We start from the raw sequence: 19,211 nt of genomic DNA on the forward strand, positions 1-19,211 counted from the left end.
GCCGAATATAATAAACCAAAAACCAGGCATTATATCTTTTCTAAATCAAATGGTAGCCGTCGGATGCGTTTGCCGGTGGCGGCAAAAACAGCGTTTGCTAAAGCAGGAGCCAAAGGCGGCAGGCCCGGTTCGCCAACGCCTTTGATGGTTGGACCACCTTCTGCCAGAATGTGGACGTCGACCGAGGGCATCTCATTGATGCGAAGCATGCGGTTGGCGTCGAAATTTGCCTGAACGGCCCGGCCATTTTCGAATGTGATACCATCTTTGGTGGCGGCTGTCAGGGCCATGGCAATGGCGCCTTCGACCTGGGCTTTCACCGTATCGGGATTGACCACGGTGCCGAGGTCGATGACGCAATAGACCTTATCAACCGTAATACCACCCGTCTTGTTCTTGGAAACTTCAACCACCTGACCGGCTAGCCCAGCGAAGAATTCCCACTGGGCAATTCCCCGTCCTTTACCCGCAGGCAGCGGTTTATCCCAACCCGAAACCTCTTTCAGTTTGAGCAGTACCCGTTTGGCATCACTTTCTTTAGTCAGCATCGACAGCCGGAACGCCAGTGGGTCCTGACCGGCTTTATGGGCCATTTCGTCGATAAAACACTCGTGCGAGAACGCCAGCGTCGAACTCGTCACCGACCGCCAGTAAGTGAGCGGAATGTGTATATCGGCATGGACATAGCGCGTGTTGAGGTTCGGGATTTCGTACTTCTGCTCGTTGGTTCCTTCGAGCATGGTTCCATCGGGCTTTGTCTTATCGTAGGTTGGGTTCATCGTCGCGTCGATCGACGGCGAGATAACCTTATGCTGAAGCGCACTGGCTTTCCCATCGGCAGACAACGCTCCGCGCATGGCCGAGAACGTCATGGGTCGGAAAGGGCCGAGCTGCGTGTCATCTTCCCGCGTCCAGATGACCTTGACGGGCTTGCCAATCGTTTTGGACAGCGATACGGCTTCGGTCGCAAAATCCTGCGTTAATCGTCGGCCAAAGCCGCCCCCGTTGAACAGCACATGAACGGTTATATTGTCGGCCGGAAGTTTAAAGACTTTGGCCACTTCGTCTTTGACCAAATCGCCCCCCTGCGAGGACACCCAAAGCTCCACTTTATCCCCTGCCTGATAATGCGCCAGGGCATTCATGGGCTCCATGGTTGAGTGGCTCACGATCGGGGTTTCGTAGAACGCTTCCAGTTGGTTCGGAGCATCGGCAAATGACTTATCGAAGTCGCCCGCGTTATGGCCCTGTACGCCATCCGTTTTTGCCAACTCGCGAAGCTGTTTCTCGAAGTCGACGGAGTTGAATGTCTCGTATTTGTCATGATCCCAGGTTACCTTCAGGGCTTTGCGACCCTGGAGGGCAGCCCAGTAGGTATCTGCAATAACGGCTACACCATCGTACTGATTCTTCCCAACGACCCGTTCCACTTTTACCACTTTCTGAACGCCTTTCACCTTCAGCGATTGAGCAGCATCGAAACTGACCAGCTTACTGCCAAAGACCGGGCACCGTTCGATGGAAGCATACACCATACCAGGCACCTTGGCATCTATACCGAACGTCGCTTTCCCGGCTACTTTGAGAGGAACGTCGGGCCGGGGCATCGATTTGCCGAGCATCGTAAACTGTTTCGGATCTTTCAGCGTCGGCTCTTTCGGGACCGGAAGTTTAGCTGCTACGTCGGCTAACTGGCCATAGGTTAGCTTTTTGCCGGTCGGTTTATGAATAATGGTCGCATTTTCGGCAACGCACTCGTCTACGGATACATTCCACTGCTGGCTGGCTGCTTGCCGAAGCATCTCGCGGGCCGAAGCGCCCACTTTGCGCATCTGCGTATAGCCACCCCGAATGGAGCCGCTACCGCCCACGGCCTGCGACCACATGCCGCCGTATTTACTCTCGCCCCCGGTTTGCAGAATCGTAACGTTGTCCAGCGGGACTTCCAGTTCTTCGGCAATGAGCGCTGGAACAGATTGGTAGGTTCCCTGTCCAATTTCGGGGCGGGGATTCATGATCGTGATGTGCCCCGATTTCTCGATCAGGATATAGGGCGTCAATTCAACAGAATCAGGTAGTGCACTGAGGTTTAAGACGGGACTGGCGAGGACGTTGGCCGACGGTAAGCCCAACGCAAAAGCGGCTCCGGCCAGTCCCGTAGCTTTCAGGAAATTCCGGCGGCTCGTACCGTTATCCGTTCCGGTAGACGTAGGTGTATGACTCATCGCTTGCCGATTTTAGGAGTTGATTTAGGCATTTTAGGGTTCGACGCCATATCGGCCGAGGCCGAATGAATGGCTTTGCGAATGCGCTCATACGTACCGCAGCGGCATATATTCCCCTGCATAGCCGTGTCGATGTCGGCATCTGTAGGCTTTGGGATTTGTTTCAGTAAGGCCGCTGCCGACATAATTTGCCCGGACTGGCAATACCCGCATTGCGGGACCTGGTGCTCGATCCAGGCTTTTTGAACCGGGTGGTCGGCGTTTTTTGATAGCCCTTCGATGGTGGTAATCTTATGACCCGCAGCGGCTGAAGCCGGGTAGCTGCAGGAGCGGATGGGTGCGCCATCGAGGTGAACCGTACAGGCTCCGCATTGGGCAATGCCGCACCCGAACTTAGTACCGGTCAGGCCGACCATATCGCGAATGGCCCACAACAAGGGCATATCCGGGTCTACATCAACCGTGTGTAGTTGGTTATTAATGGTCAATTTTACGAGAGCCATAGCCTGAAATGGATAAGGAATGAGCCGGTGTACAAGCGAACCGAAAGTTTCATTAAAATTAAGCTTTTTGACCGATAAAACAGAAACCTACGGATGGTTAATCACGGGTGCGGTAATCCGGCGCAAATTGAACGGGGATATCACACAAAAAGGTGGCCCGTTTTCAGGCCACCTTTCAGTATTGACTAATAGCGCAAGACTAAGCTACCAGATCGAAGCGGCCAAGATTCATCACCTTGGTCCAGGCGGCAATAAAGTCACGCACGAATTTCTCCTGCGAGTCGCCACATCCGTAGACTTCGGCGATTGCCCGGAGTTCCGAATTCGAGCCGAAGATCAGATCGACACGCGTGCCGGTCCATTTGATTTCGCCTGTTTTACGGTCGCTACCCGCAAATATGTTCTGCGCATCTGACGTTGCCCGCCAGGTCGTACTCATGTCGAGCAGGTTGACGAAGTAGTCAGTCGTGAGCGTTTCGGGACGATCCGTGAAGACGCCATGCTTCGAGTGATCGAAGTTCGTGTTCAGCACGCGCATACCGCCAATAAGCACCGTCAATTGAGGGATCGTCAACGTTAACAATTGCGCTTTGTCGATCAGCATATCCTCTGCCGCCGACTTATGTCTGGCGTTCAGGTAGTTGCGGAACCCATCGGCACCTGGTTCCAGCGCAGCAAATGACTGCAGATCCGTTTGCTCCTGCGAGGCATCGGTACGTCCTGGGGTGAAGGGCACCGTTACGTCGTGACCGGCGTTCTTAGCCGCCTGCTCAACACCTACACAGCCACCCAGCACGATCAGATCGGCGATTGAAATTCGGGTATCGCCCGACTGGGTACTGTTGAATTCTTCCTGAATACTCGTGAGCGTACCTAATACGGTGGCTAACTGAGCCGGATCGTTAACCTCCCAGTCTTTCTGGGGTGCCAGACGGACACGACCACCATTGGTGCCACCCCGTTTGTCGGAGTTACGGTAGGTGGAGGCTGAGGCCCAGGCAGTAGATACCAACTGAGGAATCGTCAGGCCGGAAGCAAGAATGTTTGCTTTCAACGCTGCAATATCCTGGTCGTTAACCAGCGTATGCGTAACGGCGGGAACAGGATCCTGCCAGATCAACTCTTCAGTTGGTACTTCCGGACCCAGATAACGCTCGATTGGCCCCATATCGCGGTGCGTCAGCTTAAACCACGCGCGGGCGAAAGCATCGGCAAACTCATCCGGATTCTCGTAGAAGCGTCTTGAGATTTTTTCGTAAGCTGGATCGGCTCTCAACGCCAGATCGGTCGTCAGCATCATGGGGGCATGGCGCTTCAACGGATCGTGTGCGTCGGGCACGGTTCCGGCCCCGGCTCCATCCTTCGGCCGCCACTGGTGGGCTCCGCCCGGGCTCTTGGTTAGCTCCCAGTCATAGTTGAACAGGTGCTCAAAATAGTCGTTGCTCCACTGGGTTGGGGTCGTGGTCCAGGTAACCTCCAGACCGCTGGTTATGGTGTCTGCACCATGACCGCTACCGAATGAGTTTTTCCAGCCAAGACTTTGCTCCTCGATGGTTGCACCAGCGGGTTCGGAACTAACGTATTGGCTTGGATCGGCCGCCCCGTGGGTTTTACCAAATGTATGTCCACCCGCAATGAGAGCGACGGTTTCTTCGTCGTTCATGGCCATACGGCCGAAGGTTTCACGAATGTCATGCGCTGAGGCAACAGGATCAGGATTTCCTGCCGGACCTTCGGGGTTTACGTAGATAAGCCCCATATTAGCCGCCCCAAGAGGTTGCTCCAGCGTACGCTCATGTGGATTGGCATAGCGAACATCGTCGCCCAGCCATTTGGTTTCGGAGCCCCAGTATATGTCTTCTTCCGGTTCCCAGACATCTTCACGTCCACCACCGAAGCCGAACGTCTTGAAGCCCATCGACTCAAGCGCGCAGTTGCCAGTCAGAACCAGCAGGTCAGCCCACGAAAGTTTCCGGCCGTATTTCTGTTTGACTGGCCATAGCAGCAAGCGAGCTTTGTCCAGGTTGGTATTGTCGGGCCAGCTGTTGAGCGGGGCAAAGCGCTGCGCGCCGGAACTGGCGCCACCACGACCATCGCCAATGCGGTAAGTACCCGCGCTGTGCCAGGCCATCCGAATAAAGAAAGGGCCATAATGACCGTAATCGGCTGGCCACCAGTCTTGTGAGGTGGTCATTAGATCAATAATGTCTTTCTTTACGGCCGCCAGATCGAGCGTCTTGAATTCTTCGGCATAGTTAAACGTCTCGCCCATCGGATCGGACAGCGAAGAATGTTGCCGCAGAATATCCAATCGTAGCTGATTTGGCCACCAGTCGCGATTTCTGGTGCCACCACCAGCGCTTTTGTTGAGTTCCCCATTTAGAAAAGGGCACTTGCCAACAGTGTTGACCTGGCTGTCATCATTGACGTCCCATACAGATGGGTCTTGTGTATCCTGTCTTTCGATGTTTTCCATCTTTGGTGGAGTTTTATTGTTTGACATGTCAAACTTACATTAACCTTTAGTATAATTTTTATTAATTGTTTTTATATAATCATAGATAATATCTATAAGATCAGTTTAGGGCTACTAAGGGTAGGTTCGGTAGGCAAACTAGCGTCATGGACTGACTGATCCAGCCAACATAAACGAGCGAATAAAGTAGTTCTTCAAAAGCAACCACCCTGTACAGGCAAAGCGCTGTTTCTACAAAAGATAAGAAACAAGGTAACAAATGATTGATTAAACCAAAAAATACTGGTAATTATACACGATTTCCTTTATTATGTTATAGTGACATAGAGAAAATTAAGGCCAGGCATGACATATACCGAACATCTAATTGCTTATTACAAAAAAGTAGCGAGTGAATGCATCTCAGGGGTATCGCTTGACTGTGTTATTTTTGGGTTTCATGATACAAAGCTTAAAGTACTGTTGCTGCGCTGGAAAGACACAAAAGAATGGAGCTTGCCCGGTGGATTTATCTACAAGGCCGAGTCGGTAGATGCTGCGGCCCAGCGGGTGCTACACGAGCGGACGGGCCTGAATCAGTTATTCCTGCAACAATTTCATCTTTTTGGCGACGCTGTTCGATATGACCAGAATGATACCTTACGGCGGCAGAAAATGCCCGACTTGTTGTTTGGTATTTGCCCTGACCGTACCATTTCGATGGGCTATTATGCGCTGGTTGATTATACGAAAGTGACGCCCACTGCCGATTTCCTGTCGGACGAATGTGTTTGGTGCGATGTATCGGACTTACCATCGTTGCTGTATGACCACCGACAGATCATTGATGTAGCGCTGCAAACCCTTCGGCTTCAACTGAACTGGCAACCTATCGGCCTGAACCTGATGCCCCAAAAGTTTACCATTCCTGAGTTGCAGCGGCTCTATGAAACCGTGCTTGGGCGACCCCTGGATGCCCGGAATTTCCACAAGAAAATAACGGGGCTGAGCATCCTGACCCGCCTGAATGAACGGCGGACGGGTGGTGCTCATAAGTCGCCTTATCTCTATCAGTTCGACCAGCAGAACTACCAGAAAGCACTCATTAACGGAAATCTGATTTTTGTCTAATCTAGTTGACCGGTTATCTTTGACCATCAATTTCTGGTTAGAAAAGACCGCTTATGACCGCTCGCGACACTGTTTCGACTTATTACAACGCGTTTAACCGCAAAGATTGGCAGACGATGCTCAGTCTGCTTCATGCCGATGTTCGCCACGACAGCAATCAAGGCGCTACGCGCACCGGCAAAGAAGTATTTCGGCAGTTTCTTCAGCATATGGATGATTGCTATGACGAGACCCTGACCGATCTGGTTATTATGACCGAACCAACCGGCAGCCGGGTGGCCTGCGAATTTGTCGTGAATGGCATGTACAAGAAAACGGATGGCGATCTGCCAGCCGCTACCGGACAAACCTACGTATTGCCCGCCGGTTCGTTCCTCGAAGTTACCGATGGGTTGATTACCCGCGTCACCACGTATTATAACTTGCCGCTTTGGGAGTCGCTGGTGTTAGGTAATCAATAGCAATTTGGTGAACGATTCATCCCTCACGTTTCTTCGACTGACAGGGCCAGCGTTTCGAACGGTTTTCGACGAGCTGGCTGCGTTGCGCATCGCGGTCTTTTACGATTTTCCGTATCTCTACGAGGGATCTGTTGACTACGAAAAAAGCTATCTGGAAACCTACGCCCGCGCCGAGCGTTCATTTTTATTTGCCGTCTACGACGGAGATCGAATGGTGGGCGCAACAACCGCTTTGCCACTTGGCGACGAAACGGCCGAAGTACAGGCGCCTTTCCTGACGGCAGGCTACGATCTGGATACAATTTTCTATTTCGGTGAAAGTATCCTGTTGCCCGCTTACCGTGGTCTGGGATTGGGAAACCGATTTTTCGACGAGCGCGAAGCCCACGCCCGACAGTTTGGTCAATACACAATGGCTTGTTTCTGCGCCGTTCAGCGCCCAATCGACCATCCGCTTCGCCCTGATGGCTATAAGCCACTTGATGGGTTCTGGACAAAGCGAGGCTATCGACGCGATGATACACTGAAAAGTACGTTTGTCTGGCCCGACCGAAACGAGACAGTCGAAACGGCCAAACCCATGATTTACTGGACGCGAATGCTCGATTGATGTAGCCACTAATGAGGCTCAGACAAGACTCTTTCCCAACATAAAGCCCGCTCATACGGTTGTCTTTGGTGTATACAACACGTAAGGGTATGGAAACAAACGCGAAAACCGAACGCGAAATCGGAATTGGAGTTATCGGTATGGGCGGCTTTGGCCTGTTTGCCGTACAGCAGTTTTTACAAGTCGGATCGCCGAACCACCCCCAGGCCAAACTGGTGGCCATTGCCGGATCGAAACGGGAAGAAGCGATTCGAACCGCTAAACGATTCGGTGCGGAGCAGTTAGGAAGCCTCGAAGAACTCGTCAATCATCCCGATGTGGATGTTATTTATATTGCCACCCCGCCTTTTTTGCACTATGAACAGGCCATGCTGGCACTTAATGCTGGTAAGCATGTCATATGCGAAAAGCCGCTGGCCATGAACCCCGAACAAGGCCGCGAAATGCTGGCGTTGGCTGAAGAAAAAGGGCTGTTGATGGTAACGAACCTGATGCAGCGCTACAACCCCATGTTTGCCCGGATCAAACACCTGATCGACAAGAACCTCCTCGGCGATTTCCTGCACGGATATTTCGAGAACTACGCGGGTGACGAAGGCCTTTCGCCCGAGCACTGGTTCTGGGACCGGACCAAAAGTGGCGGTATTTTCATCGAGCACGGCGTTCACTTTTTCGACATGTTTGCGGGCTGGCTGGGCGAGGGAACCGTGAAGTCGGCCCAGATTGTCAAGCGTCCCAACAGCAATGACATCGAAGACCAGGTCCAGGCGACCGTCGAATACGGTGACGACGTAACAGGCCGGAAACTGGTCAATTTCTACCACGGATTTACACAAACCGGGCGGATGGATCGGCAGGAAATGCGGCTGGTATTTGAGCGGGGCGACATTACGCTCTTTGAATGGGTGCCTACCCGTATGATCCTGCGCTGCGTGGCCGACGAAGAAACGACCCGGGCGCTTATGGATCTGTTCCCGGGCGCGCAACTCAACGTAACGGCCAATATTGGTGGAAAAGACTTACCCCTTCGCGGTCGGCACAAAGAATTTGACGCCTATCAGCAAATTGAACTGCGCTTCGGTTTTGGGGAAGAAAAGCAGCATTTATATGGTGAATTGCTCCGCCTGATGTTCCGTGATCAGATTAATGGCATTCATTATCCGGGTACGCACCGGCTTATTACGGAGCAGAACGGCTTAAGTTCGTTGGAAACAGCTACGATTGCGGATAAAATGGCCCGGCAAGAAGACAGGAGGTAGGCCTAAGCAGTTAATAAAAAAATTTAGTAATATTGGTTTCCAATCGAAATTTAACTGAAAACTAGCTGAATTTTTTCGACCTTTGTGCTGTCTCATCTTTTCTCCGCATAGCGCATCATGATTACGGAGTCTCCATTACTCGATAACCCGGACGGTCAAACGCCGGGCGCAGCACTCACCGGTGGCCCTATTCAGTCGGCCATCACGTATGAAAAAATTCCAACCCACATATACGCTGATGCCAAGGATGCATCGCGGGCAGTGGCACAGGAAATCGCTGATCTGATTCGTCAGAAACAAAGCGAGGGCAAGCCCTGTGTATTGGGCCTGGCAACCGGCTCGTCGCCTAAAACGGTTTATGCCGAATTGATTCGGATGCACCGCGAAGAAGGCCTGAGCTTTCGCAACGTTGTCTCGTTCAACCTGGACGAGTACTACCCAATGGAGCCCGACTCTCTGCAAAGTTACTGGCGCTTCATGCGGGAGCAACTGTTCGACCACGTCGATATTCCAGCAGGGAATTATCACGTGCCGGATGGTACACTCCGGACGGATAAAGTGGGCGAGTTTGCCAAGCAATACGAAGCGGCCATCGAAGCCGCCGGTGGGCTGGATTTCCAACTGCTGGGTATTGGTGGAAATGGACACATTGGCTTCAACGAGCCGGGTTCCCTGATCAATTCGCACACACGGTTGATGATGCTCGACAACTCGACCCGCGCTGCGGCATCGGTTGATTTTGGTGGATTACCGAAAACTCCCCGTAAGGCGATCACCATGGGCGTATCCAGTATTCTGGGTGCCCGTCGTGTGGTGTTGCTGGCCTGGGGGGAGCGGAAAGCGCCCGTTATTCGGGGAGCGGTCGAAGGGCTGGTTACCGAACTGAACCCGGCTTCGTACCTGCAAACGCATCCAAATGCTTTGTTCGTTATCGACGAAGCGGCTGCATCGGAGCTTACCCGCATGAAAACACCCTGGCTGGTGGATTCTGTGGAGTGGGATAATAAGATGAAGAAAAAAGCCGTCACGTATTTGTCTCTGACGCTCGGTAAGCCCATTCTGAAGCTGACCGACCGCGATTATAACGACAACGGGATGAGCGATTTACTGGCCCAATATGGTCAGGCGTATGATATCAACATTGACGTTTTCAATCAACTTCAACATACAATTACGGGCTGGCCGGGTGGCAAACCCAATGCCGACGATACAAACCGGCCAGAACGGGCGTTGCCTGCTCATAAACGCTGCCTGATTTTCAGCCCGCACCCCGACGATGATATTATCTCGATGGGGGGCACCTTCCAGCGGTTACGGGATCAGGGACACGAGGTGCATATTGGTTACCAGACATCGGGCAACATTGCCGTTGCCGATGATGAAGCCCTTCGGTTTGCCGATTACGTTGTCGATTTCAATACCAAATTTGGGATCAAAAGCCCGGAAGCAACCCGCATATTTCAGGATGCGGCTGCCTCCTTGCGGGAGAAGAAAGACTCTGAAATGGACACCGCCGAGGTGCGCTATGTGAAAGGGTTGATTCGGATGGGTGAAGCAAAATCGACCTGTCGGTTTGTGGGTATTCCTGTCGAGAACGCCCATTTTATGAACATGCCGTTCTACGAAACCGGCACCGTCGCCAAAAAGCCTCTGAGCGAAGAGGATATTAAAATTACAATGGCACTGATCGAAGAGATCAAGCCTCATCAAATTTATGCGGCCGGTGACCTGGCCGATCCACACGGAACCCACAAAGTGTGTCTGGATGCGATTCTGGAATCGGTTCGTCGGCTGAAACACAAGAATTTTATGAAAGACTGCTGGGTATGGCTTTATCGCGGTGCTTGGGCGGAGTGGGATATTCACGAAATTGAAATGGCCGTTCCTATGTCGCCCGATCAGGTGACGAAAAAACGGTTGGGTATTTTCAAACACCAGTCTCAAAAAGATGGTGTCGTATACCAGGGCACCGATTCGCGCGAATTCTGGCAACGAGCCGAAGAACGCAACCGGACTACGGCTGGCCTGTACAACAAACTCGGATTAGCCGAATACGAAGCCATGGAAGCGTTTGTCCGCTGGCGGTTTTAATATAGAAACCCATTCATAAAAATCCCTGTACAACATGTAAGTGTGTACAGGGATTTTTTATGAGTGACACTGTACGTTGACCGAGGCACAAGCCGTAAAATATTAAATACTTGTTTATTATAATATAGATTTTAGATATAATTGCATCAATATATAATAGTTGTATTATAATTAACTTTGACCAACGGTATGATAAGACAGAATAAGCAGAGAACACTCCGGCTTTTTGCGCTTCATGAGTTCATTCAGGACTACTTTACCAAGTCGGACTGGATCAAAGTGGCGTACCTGACCGATAGCCTTGAGCTGATAGAAGATCATCCCAGGTTGCTCCGCAGCCTGGATTTTAAAGATGATGATTATGAGGGGAATAGCCTGCAGGTTCTGTCCAAACTAATCAGCGAAAGCAACAGCAATCTATACGAGATAGAGCACTTTGTGGAAGCCAAGAAAGCAACGATGAACCGCCCTGTCCGGACGGTGCCGGATTTCATTTCGACCGTTCAAAATGTGGCACCCGAGCGGGTAATCACCTTTGCCCCCGACGTATTCCGAATTCCGGCCAAACCCGTTGAGCCCAATGTCTTGTCGGTCATGATGCCGTTTGAGAGTAAATTTTCGGGCACCTATGCCGCCATTCGGAATGTATGCGCCCGGCTGGGTATCGACTGCAAACGGGCCGATGATATTTGGGATAACAGTATTCTGATTCAGGATGTATTCGACCTGATTTTTACATCCAGAGCCGTAATTACCGACTTCACGGACCGGAATCCGAATGTGTTTTACGAAACGGGCGTTGCGCATACCCTGGGCAAACTCGTAATTCCAATCACGCAGTCCGTTGGCGACATTCCATTCGATTTGCGCCACCACCGGGCTCTAACTTATCTCTCAAACACGGAGGGGCTGCTGGTGTTGGAAAGAGATCTGGAAAAGAAACTGGCGAAGGTGTTTAGTTGAGGGCTTTATTAACTGTACCCACGGGCTTCAGCCCGTGAATAGCTAGCTTGTACAAAATGTATTGATTACAGATCGATGTTCATAAGTGGATCAAGGTATAAACTTTTATTTTCCTCTGAAAATTAATAGGTTAGGTGACTAATGCCGTAGCTTAATGATCAAGACTGAGTATGCTCGTAATCTACCCCATATCCAACCAATAGGGGCTACTTTTTTTGTGACGTTCTGTTTAAAAGGGACCCTTCCCGCTGCCGTAGTTCGTGAACTGATCGCCGAGAGGGATTGGGCGATTAAGACATTAAGCTCCCACAGAGAGACCGGTTTGGCTGATGAAATTTATAAAGAGCAAAAACGGTATTTTGCCCGTATTGACCGTATCTTGGATACCTGTCAGCATGGACCTGACTGGCTTAAAATACCCGATATAGCAACAATAGTCGCTAATCGAATTCTGAGGGCAGACAACAAGGAATATGAATTATTAGCCTACTGTATTATGCCCAATCATGTACATTTAGTGGTTGATACCGTCGTTCAATTAGACAGACTGGAATCTAATGAAACCATTACAACAGATAATTACCAACAATTGTATCAAACGCTGGGCTTGATAAAAGGGCATTCGGCGTTCAACGCAAATAGACTTTTAGCTCGTACAGGTTCTTTCTGGCTAGCAGAAAGTTATGACCACTATGTCCGGAATGAAGCTGAATTGAAACGAATAATAAATTATACACTACAGAATCCGGTGAAAGCTGGTTTGGTAGATGATTGGCAGGATTGGCCCTATACATATTTGAGTGGACGTTTTTGATTAAGTGATTTTATATGGAAACAAAAGAATATGGACTGGCGGAAAGTACCTACGGGCTAAAGCCCGTAGGTACAATGAGATTGCTCTCCCTCGACTTCTTTCGGGGGCTGACGGTGGCGGCTATGGTGCTGGTAAATAACCCCGGTGACTGGGGGCATATTTATGCGCCCCTGGAACACGCGCCCTGGAATGGCTGGACACCCACCGATCTGATTTTTCCGTTCTTTCTGTTCATCGTAGGAGTGTCGATTACGTTTGCACTGGATAGCAAAAAGAAAGACGGAAAGGGCGTAATTGGTAAAATCGTGCGACGGAGCGCAACCTTGTTTCTATTGGGGTTCTTTCTGAATTTCTTCCCGAAATTCGACCTTACAACGGTCCGCATTTTTGGGGTATTGCAACGGATTGCGCTGGTGTACCTGGTTTGCTCACTTATTTTTCTGAAGACTACGCCACGCCAGCAAGTGTACATCGGCTGTGGCCTCCTGGTTGGCTACTGGCTGCTGATGACGCTGGTTCCGGTACCGGGCGTTGGCTTCGCAAATCTCGAGCCTGCAACCAACCTGGCGGCCTGGTTCGATAAAACAATTATCACGCCTGCCCACGTCTACAAACCAGCCAAAGTCTGGGATCCCGAAGGGTTGTTGAGCACTTTGCCTGCAATTGTTACCGGGCTGATTGGCATCCAGACCGGAACGTGGCTTCGCAGCACCCGCCCGGTGGCCGAGAAAATTGCCTGGCTTTTTGCGGCTGGTTGTCTGATGACCCTGGGCGGTCTGATCTGGGATGGCCTGTTTCCCATTAACAAAGCCCTCTGGACAAGCTCGTATGTGCTACTGGCGGGTGGTCTGGCCATGCTCGGACTGGCACTTTGCTATTGGCTGATCGATGTGCAGGGTTACCGGCGGGGCGTGTTGCCATTTGTTGCCTTTGGCGTCAATGCCATTACCGTATTTTTCCTGTCGGGGCTGATTCCGCGAATTATGAATCTCATCCACATCACCCAGCCCGATGGAAGTGAAATCGGCTCGAAAGAATACCTCTACCGAACGTTCATTGCTCCGCCTTTCACTGATCCGAAAGATGCTTCTCTGGCCGGTGCACTGACGTTTGTGCTTATCTGGTTCGGAATTTTGTGGTGGATGTACCGAAAAAACGTAATTATCAAAGTATAGTCCATCCGCTGGGTGGCCGGATTGCCTAACTCCTGTTCTTTTCTTCCAGAGCCAGCCGAATGAGGTCGACCGTGTTTTTGACGCCCGCCTTTCGGATGATGCTCGCCCGCTGGTTAGCCACGGTATTCGGACTGATGCCGAAGCGATCCGCTATAGCCGGGCTGCTCATGCCATCGATCAGACAGGTTAACACCTGCGCTTCCCGTGAGGTTATTCGATTCCAGATCGACAAACCGGCTTTAGAACCGGATGCAGGCGCTTCCTGCCGGGGGCTCGTACCCGGTAAAATCAACGATCGGATGATGATCGAGGAGGCATTGGGTGGGTAATACAAATCACCCTTAACGACGGTACGAACCGCCCGAAGTATCTCTTCGAGACCCGTGTCTTTCAATAGATAACCAGCGGCCCCGTGCTGCACGGCTTTCAGAATATAATCTGGATTGCTGTGCATGCTGAACATCAACGTCCGAACGGAAGGGTATTGGCGAGAAATAACTTTCAACGCATCGAGGCCCGACATGCGGGGCATGGTGATGTCCAGTAACAAAACGTCCGTATCGATGCTGGCGAGCAGGTCGATCGCTTCGTCGCCATCAGAGGCTTCGCCCACGATCTGTACATCGGTTTCATCTTCCAGGAGCATCCGAATCCCTTTTCGCACCACAGAATGGTCATCGGCAATCAGAATTCGTATCGACATGACTAGTTAAGGTTATTGGATAAATCGACGCTTACCCGAACTTTCGTACCCTTTTTCGGTTTCGACGTAATGGTCAGCGCACCATTCAATAAACGGGTTCGCGTGCGCATGTTCTCAAGGCCGTTGATGGCGGGTAGGGGTTTTTCATCGGTCGGTACCGTTTTCATAATGAACCCCTTTCCATCATCGTCAATAGTTAAAACCAGCTTGTTCGTTTGCTGCTGTAAGGTAATTTTAATTAGTTGTGCATCGGCATATTTCACGGCATTGTGCAAAGCTTCCTGCGCAATACGATACAAACCAATTTCCATGGCGGGATTCAGTCGCCTGGCATCTATAGGACCCGTGAAGATGATAGGTATACCCGTCGAGCGGGTCGTTTGCTCAGCCAACAGCTGCAAGGTAGAGCCCAAACCAAAATCACTCAATGTCGATGGCATTAAATTGTACGAAATCTGCCGCGTTGTTTGAATCGTGTCGGCAATGAGATCGCATAATTCAGAGAAGCGTAGCCGCTGTTTTTCATCCGTAAACGAAGTCGACTTCAACTTCTCGGCGTGAAGTTTCAGGCCGGTCAGCATCTGGCCGATGCCGTCGTGAAGTTCGCGGGCGAAGCGTCGGCGTTCCTCTTCCTGGCCTTCGAGCAAGGCCGCCGACCGAACGGTGTCTTCGGCCAGTTGCAACTGGTATTTTTCCTGCGTTGTGCGCACCAATTCCTGTTGCGTATCCAGGAGTTTTTTATTTGAGGCTGCCAGGTTTTGATTGGTCGCTTCTAACTCGCGATTGGCAACTTCCATGTGGTTGTTCGCTAACTGGAGGGCCTTTTCTGACCGGGCCAGCCGACGAATAACATGCCGGGTATGATTGACCACGGGTCTGAAAATAAATAAGCCTTCAATTAGCAAGGTCAGCAGCGTAGCGATGGTCAGCAACCACTCAATTCGTTCGAGTTGTTTAACCCGATCGAAGCTTTCCGTATCGAACTGAAAGACAATATCGTTCATCTGCTGCAGAAAGGGAAACTCACTCTGCAGAATAATTTGAAGAGCTGCTTTTTTCTCGTCGGGCGTCGTTTTGGCGCTGTTGATGCGAGTAAAACTCTGGTAGATCGACTGGAAGAGGGGTTCGATCCGGGTAAACATGCTATCGAGCTGTCGGCTTTTTCGGACTGTATACTGCTTTTCCATTAGCAGCATCCCATTTCGTAGCTGAATATGGCTCTGGCCCCAGGAGTGAAGCAGCGAATCGGCTGAAACGGTATCGGCGGTGGAAAGGCCCTGGATTCGGAGCAAAGCCAATTTCGTCAACCGCTGGCTTAGCATCCGCTGGCGTCCGGCTACGTTCACGACCCGACTGTCGTTGTAGTGCGTGTTGATCGTGCGTTTGATAAACAGTAAACCACTCAGCGAAAGCACGGCAATGACAGCGAGGGCTATCCTATAAAACCGGGTTAATCGACTGGCTACCTGTTGATCGAGTTGAGTCATGAAAAGTCGGTTGACGATTTTCGGTTTGTAGTTTATGGTTTGTGGTTCATTCAGCCCGTAAGCGTTTGGCCAGCAAACGACAAATCACAAACTACAAACCTGTTACAACGCTTACAGCCCAATATACACAATCCCATTCACTGCTTTAACCGGAAAGGTATTTATTTCATACCCGTCATCGTTGAGGCAAGCACCCGTTTTAAGCGAGAATGTTTTCTTGTGGAATGGGCAGGCTACTTTGGGTTCCTCGCCCTGGCTGCCGATCATACCCCGCGACAGAGCCATTTGCTGGCGATGCGGACATTCATTATCCGTGGCATACCACTCACCCCGACGGGTGAAATTGAAAACGGCGATCTGCCGGCCATTGAGCAGCACACAGGCTCCGCCATCTTCGGGAATGTGATCGGTTGCACAGGCCGCGTGCCAGGTAACTTTATGGTTATTGACTGGTATTGTTTCCATGATTATTTCGGATGTTGGTTGAGTAACTGCTTTATCAACAGGGAAATAGCAATTACTTAAGGTGATACAACTAAACCCACTCTTTAGCCCGTTTCTGATCGCGTAATGACTCGAACGCAACAGTTGGGTCTTTCTGTTCGGGTACATTGACGAAGTGCGCAAACCGCGCGCGGAGCGCCGGATTTTCGACGGCTTCTTTCCATTCGCACTTGAACGTATCGACCAGCAGCTGCATTTCGCGTTCAAGATCATTGGCAATGCCCAATACATCATCGACGACAACGGCGCGCAGATACGTCATGCCGCCTTCCATCTTGTTCAGCCAGGTTGCCGTGCGGGTGAGTGGATCAGCGGTTTTGATATAGAACATCAGAAACCGGTCGATGTAGCGAATGCAGGTTTCCTTATCGACATCGGAAGCGAGCAGTTGGGCGTGCTGGGGCTTGGAGCCCCCGTTGCCGCCTACGTATAAATTCCACCCTTTTTCGGTCGCAATGATGCCAAAGTCTTTGCTCTGCGCTTCGGCGCACTCCCGGACGCAGCCCGAAACTCCCGACTTGAGTTTGTGTGGCGACCGAACGCCCTTATACCGTTCCTCCACCTCGATGGCAAACGAAACCGAGTCCTGCACACCATACCGGCACCAGGTGCTCCCCACGCAGCTTTTCACGGTGCGCAATGATTTTCCGTACGCGTGGCCGCTTTCAAAACCAGCGGCTATGAGTTCTTCCCAGATAAGAGGAAGATCACCAACGTGAGCCCCGAAAAGGTCAATGCGCTGGCCTCCGGTAATCTTGGTGTAGAGGCCATATTTCTTGGCAACCTGACCAATCACAATCAGCTTATCGGGGGTGATTTCGCCACCCGGAATGCGGGGCACAACCGAATAAGTGCCGCCTTTCTGGATATTGGCCAGAAACCGGTCGTTCGAATCCTGAATGGTGGCTCGTCCTTTTTCCAGAATGTTCTCATTCCACAGACTTGCCAGAATGGATGCCACGGCGGGTTTGCATACTTCACACCCGTCGCCTTTCCCGATATGGTCCAGTACGGCACCGAACGTTTTGAGGCTGTTGATTTTGACCAGATCTAGCAATTCCTGGCGTGTATACTCGAAGTGTTCGCAAAGGATATTCCGAACGTAGACGCCCTTTTGCTTCATGACGCCCTGAATGATGTCTTTCACCATGGGCGTACAGCCTCCGCAACCGGTACAGGCTTTGGTCGCTTTCTTGAGCGCATCGACGGTAGTATGGCCATTCTCGCCAATTTCATGGCAAAGCATGGCTTTGGTTACCGCTTCGCAGGAGCAGATCAGCGCATCGTCGGGTAACCCCATAACTCCGGCACCAGCTTCTTCGCCACCTCTGGAGCCCAGAATCAGGTCTTCGGGATCGGGAGGGAGAATGGTTTTGTTCTTACAGGTTTGCAACAGCATGTTGTACTGGTCGGCGTCCCCGACCAGAATACCGCCCAGCAATTCTTTTCCATCCGCCGATATATTAACTCGCTTGTAAACGCCCTTCGCTTTGTTTTCGTAGACAATCGTTTTACAATCCGACGCGAAGGGGTCGCCAAAGGAGCCTACGTCCGTGCCAATCAGCTTCAGTTTGGTTGACATGTCGTACGGCTTGAACTCTTTCTCTGTACCCGTCAGGCGGGCGGCTACCACCTCGGCCATTTCGTAGCCGGGCGCTACCAGACCATAAATCATATGGTGCGCCACGGCACATTCGCCAATGGCAAAAATGGATGGGTCCGATGTTTGCAGGAAGTTATCGACCAGGATGCCCCCGCGCGGGTGCGTCTCAATACCCGACGCTTTGGCGAGTTCATCGCGGGGACGAATACCGGCGGATATAACCAGCATGTCGACCTCGATGTGTGACCCATCGGCAAACTGCATCCCCGTAATGGCCTCGTCGCCGGTAATTTCCTGTGTACTCTTCGACAGGTGAATCGTCAACCCCAGCGATTCCAGTTGATGCTGCAAGATGCCCGATCCGGCATCATCGATCTGACGGGGCATCAGCCGGGGCGCAAACTCAACGACGTGAGCTTCATCCAGGCCCAGGTCAAGCAGGGCTTTAGCGGCTTCCAATCCTAACAAACCGCCACCCAAAACCGCCCCGCGCCGGGCCAATCCAGGCCGGGCTTTGCGCGCGTAGGACTGAATAAGGTCGAGGTCTTCAATGGTTCGATACACAAACACGCCGTCTTTTTCCACACCGGCTACAGACGGCACAAACGCCCCCGAACCCGTGGCCAGTACCAGATAGTCATAAGGTACTACGATGCCGTGGTGTGAACGGACCTCTTTTCGCTCCCGGTTAATGTCTGTAACCGGATCGGTGAGGTAGAGTGTAATATCATTTTCGGCATACCAGCTTTGGGGGGCAAGTGTCAGATCGTCGGCTGTTTTGCCATCGAAATAAGCACTTAAATGAACCCGGTCGTAGGCTACGCGCGGTTCTTCCCCAAAAACCGTTATCGTAAATTGGTACCCATTTTTTTCTTTGGCTACTAATTTCTCGCAGAACTTGTAGCCTACCATGCCATTGCCAATGACGACGACACGCCTGTTTTTGTTTGTGTTCATAGTTAATTGTAACTATATCATTGTGAAAACCCCGTTTTATTATTGTATTATATTTAGAAAATAGCCTTTTTCCTCCCAAAATAGGCTAGTCAAAAGTAAAAGGTGTTTTTGGTAAATCCTAACGTATTATTCCGCTAGAGGTTGATTATGAAACATATTTTTTCGAAAAAGACTTGTTTTTAAGAATTTCGTCTCTACTTTTGACCAAGAAACAGCGCATAGTTAAAGTTGCTTGTTGATAGTATAATAGTACTATTCCAGTATAAACGG

The 19,211-nt window shown here is 51.1% G+C and carries 15 protein-coding genes; 8 read left to right on the forward strand and 7 right to left on the reverse strand.

Annotation, left to right across the window (positions count from 1 at the left end; translation table 11 throughout):
• Positions 1 to 29: 29 nt before the first annotated feature.
• The 3 genes from ACYVAM_RS04790 to katG form a co-directional block, all read right to left on the reverse strand.
• On the reverse strand, positions 30 to 2,225 hold the full coding sequence (locus tag ACYVAM_RS04790) for a xanthine dehydrogenase family protein molybdopterin-binding subunit (RefSeq protein ID WP_461064479.1): 2,196 nt from the start codon (positions 2,223 to 2,225) through the stop codon (positions 30 to 32).
• Complete coding sequence (locus ACYVAM_RS04795; protein WP_461064481.1) at positions 2,222 to 2,728, reverse strand: (2Fe-2S)-binding protein; 507 nt, start codon at positions 2,726 to 2,728, stop codon at positions 2,222 to 2,224. Before ACYVAM_RS04795 ends, ACYVAM_RS04790 begins: the two co-directional genes overlap by 4 nt.
• Before the next feature lie 199 nt (positions 2,729 to 2,927).
• The gene (katG, locus tag ACYVAM_RS04800; protein ID WP_461064483.1) at positions 2,928 to 5,204 is read right to left on the reverse strand and encodes a catalase/peroxidase HPI; all 2,277 of its coding nucleotides are present in this window, start codon (positions 5,202 to 5,204) and stop codon (positions 2,928 to 2,930) included.
• 345 nt (positions 5,205 to 5,549) lie between these two features.
• Between katG and ACYVAM_RS04805 the strand changes: the two genes are divergently transcribed.
• The 8 genes from ACYVAM_RS04805 to ACYVAM_RS04840 all read left to right on the forward strand — a co-directional run bounded on the left by ACYVAM_RS04805 (position 5,550) and on the right by ACYVAM_RS04840 (position 13,687).
• Positions 5,550 to 6,314: an NUDIX hydrolase gene (locus tag ACYVAM_RS04805; protein WP_461064485.1), complete on the forward strand. Its 765-nt coding sequence runs from the start codon at positions 5,550 to 5,552 to the stop codon at positions 6,312 to 6,314.
• 53 nt (positions 6,315 to 6,367) lie between these two features.
• Complete coding sequence (locus ACYVAM_RS04810; protein ID WP_461064487.1) at positions 6,368 to 6,775, forward strand: ketosteroid isomerase-related protein; 408 nt, start codon at positions 6,368 to 6,370, stop codon at positions 6,773 to 6,775.
• Positions 6,776 to 6,782: 7 nt separating this feature from the next.
• Positions 6,783 to 7,385 (forward strand): GNAT family N-acetyltransferase, encoded by a 603-nt coding sequence (locus ACYVAM_RS04815; protein ID WP_461064489.1) that lies wholly within the window; start codon positions 6,783 to 6,785, stop codon positions 7,383 to 7,385.
• An 89-nt stretch (positions 7,386 to 7,474) separates the two neighbouring features.
• A complete protein-coding gene (locus ACYVAM_RS04820; RefSeq protein WP_461064491.1) occupies positions 7,475 to 8,644 on the forward strand; it encodes a Gfo/Idh/MocA family protein in 1,170 nt (389 codons plus the stop codon).
• A 117-nt stretch (positions 8,645 to 8,761) separates the two neighbouring features.
• Complete coding sequence (gene nagB, locus ACYVAM_RS04825; protein WP_461064493.1) at positions 8,762 to 10,735, forward strand: glucosamine-6-phosphate deaminase; 1,974 nt, start codon at positions 8,762 to 8,764, stop codon at positions 10,733 to 10,735.
• 189 nt (positions 10,736 to 10,924) lie between these two features.
• Entirely contained in the window at positions 10,925 to 11,698 is a 774-nt protein-coding gene (locus ACYVAM_RS04830) for a hypothetical protein (RefSeq protein ID WP_461064495.1), read from the forward strand.
• A gap of 154 nt (positions 11,699 to 11,852) precedes the next feature.
• A complete protein-coding gene (locus ACYVAM_RS04835) occupies positions 11,853 to 12,512 on the forward strand; it encodes a transposase (RefSeq protein ID WP_461064497.1) in 660 nt (219 codons plus the stop codon).
• A 74-nt stretch (positions 12,513 to 12,586) separates the two neighbouring features.
• Positions 12,587 to 13,687 (forward strand): acyltransferase family protein, encoded by a 1,101-nt coding sequence (locus ACYVAM_RS04840; protein ID WP_461065672.1) that lies wholly within the window; start codon positions 12,587 to 12,589, stop codon positions 13,685 to 13,687.
• A 25-nt stretch (positions 13,688 to 13,712) separates the two neighbouring features.
• Here the strand turns inward: ACYVAM_RS04840 and ACYVAM_RS04845 are convergent, their stop codons facing one another.
• The 4 genes from ACYVAM_RS04845 to nirB form a co-directional block, all read right to left on the reverse strand.
• Complete coding sequence (locus ACYVAM_RS04845) at positions 13,713 to 14,390, reverse strand: response regulator transcription factor (RefSeq protein WP_461064499.1); 678 nt, start codon at positions 14,388 to 14,390, stop codon at positions 13,713 to 13,715.
• A gap of 2 nt (positions 14,391 to 14,392) precedes the next feature.
• A complete protein-coding gene (locus ACYVAM_RS04850) occupies positions 14,393 to 15,877 on the reverse strand; it encodes an ATP-binding protein (protein WP_461064501.1) in 1,485 nt (494 codons plus the stop codon).
• Between the two features lie 111 nt (positions 15,878 to 15,988).
• Positions 15,989 to 16,342 carry a nitrite reductase small subunit NirD gene (nirD, locus tag ACYVAM_RS04855; RefSeq protein ID WP_461064503.1) on the reverse strand — a complete coding sequence of 118 codons (354 nt, stop codon included), beginning with the start codon at positions 16,340 to 16,342 and terminating at the stop codon, positions 15,989 to 15,991.
• A gap of 70 nt (positions 16,343 to 16,412) precedes the next feature.
• The gene (nirB, locus tag ACYVAM_RS04860; RefSeq protein WP_461064505.1) at positions 16,413 to 18,941 is read right to left on the reverse strand and encodes a nitrite reductase large subunit NirB; all 2,529 of its coding nucleotides are present in this window, start codon (positions 18,939 to 18,941) and stop codon (positions 16,413 to 16,415) included.
• Between the last annotated feature and the right edge of the window lie 270 nt (positions 18,942 to 19,211).

The sequence above is a fragment of the Spirosoma horti genome, from assembly GCF_054776595.1.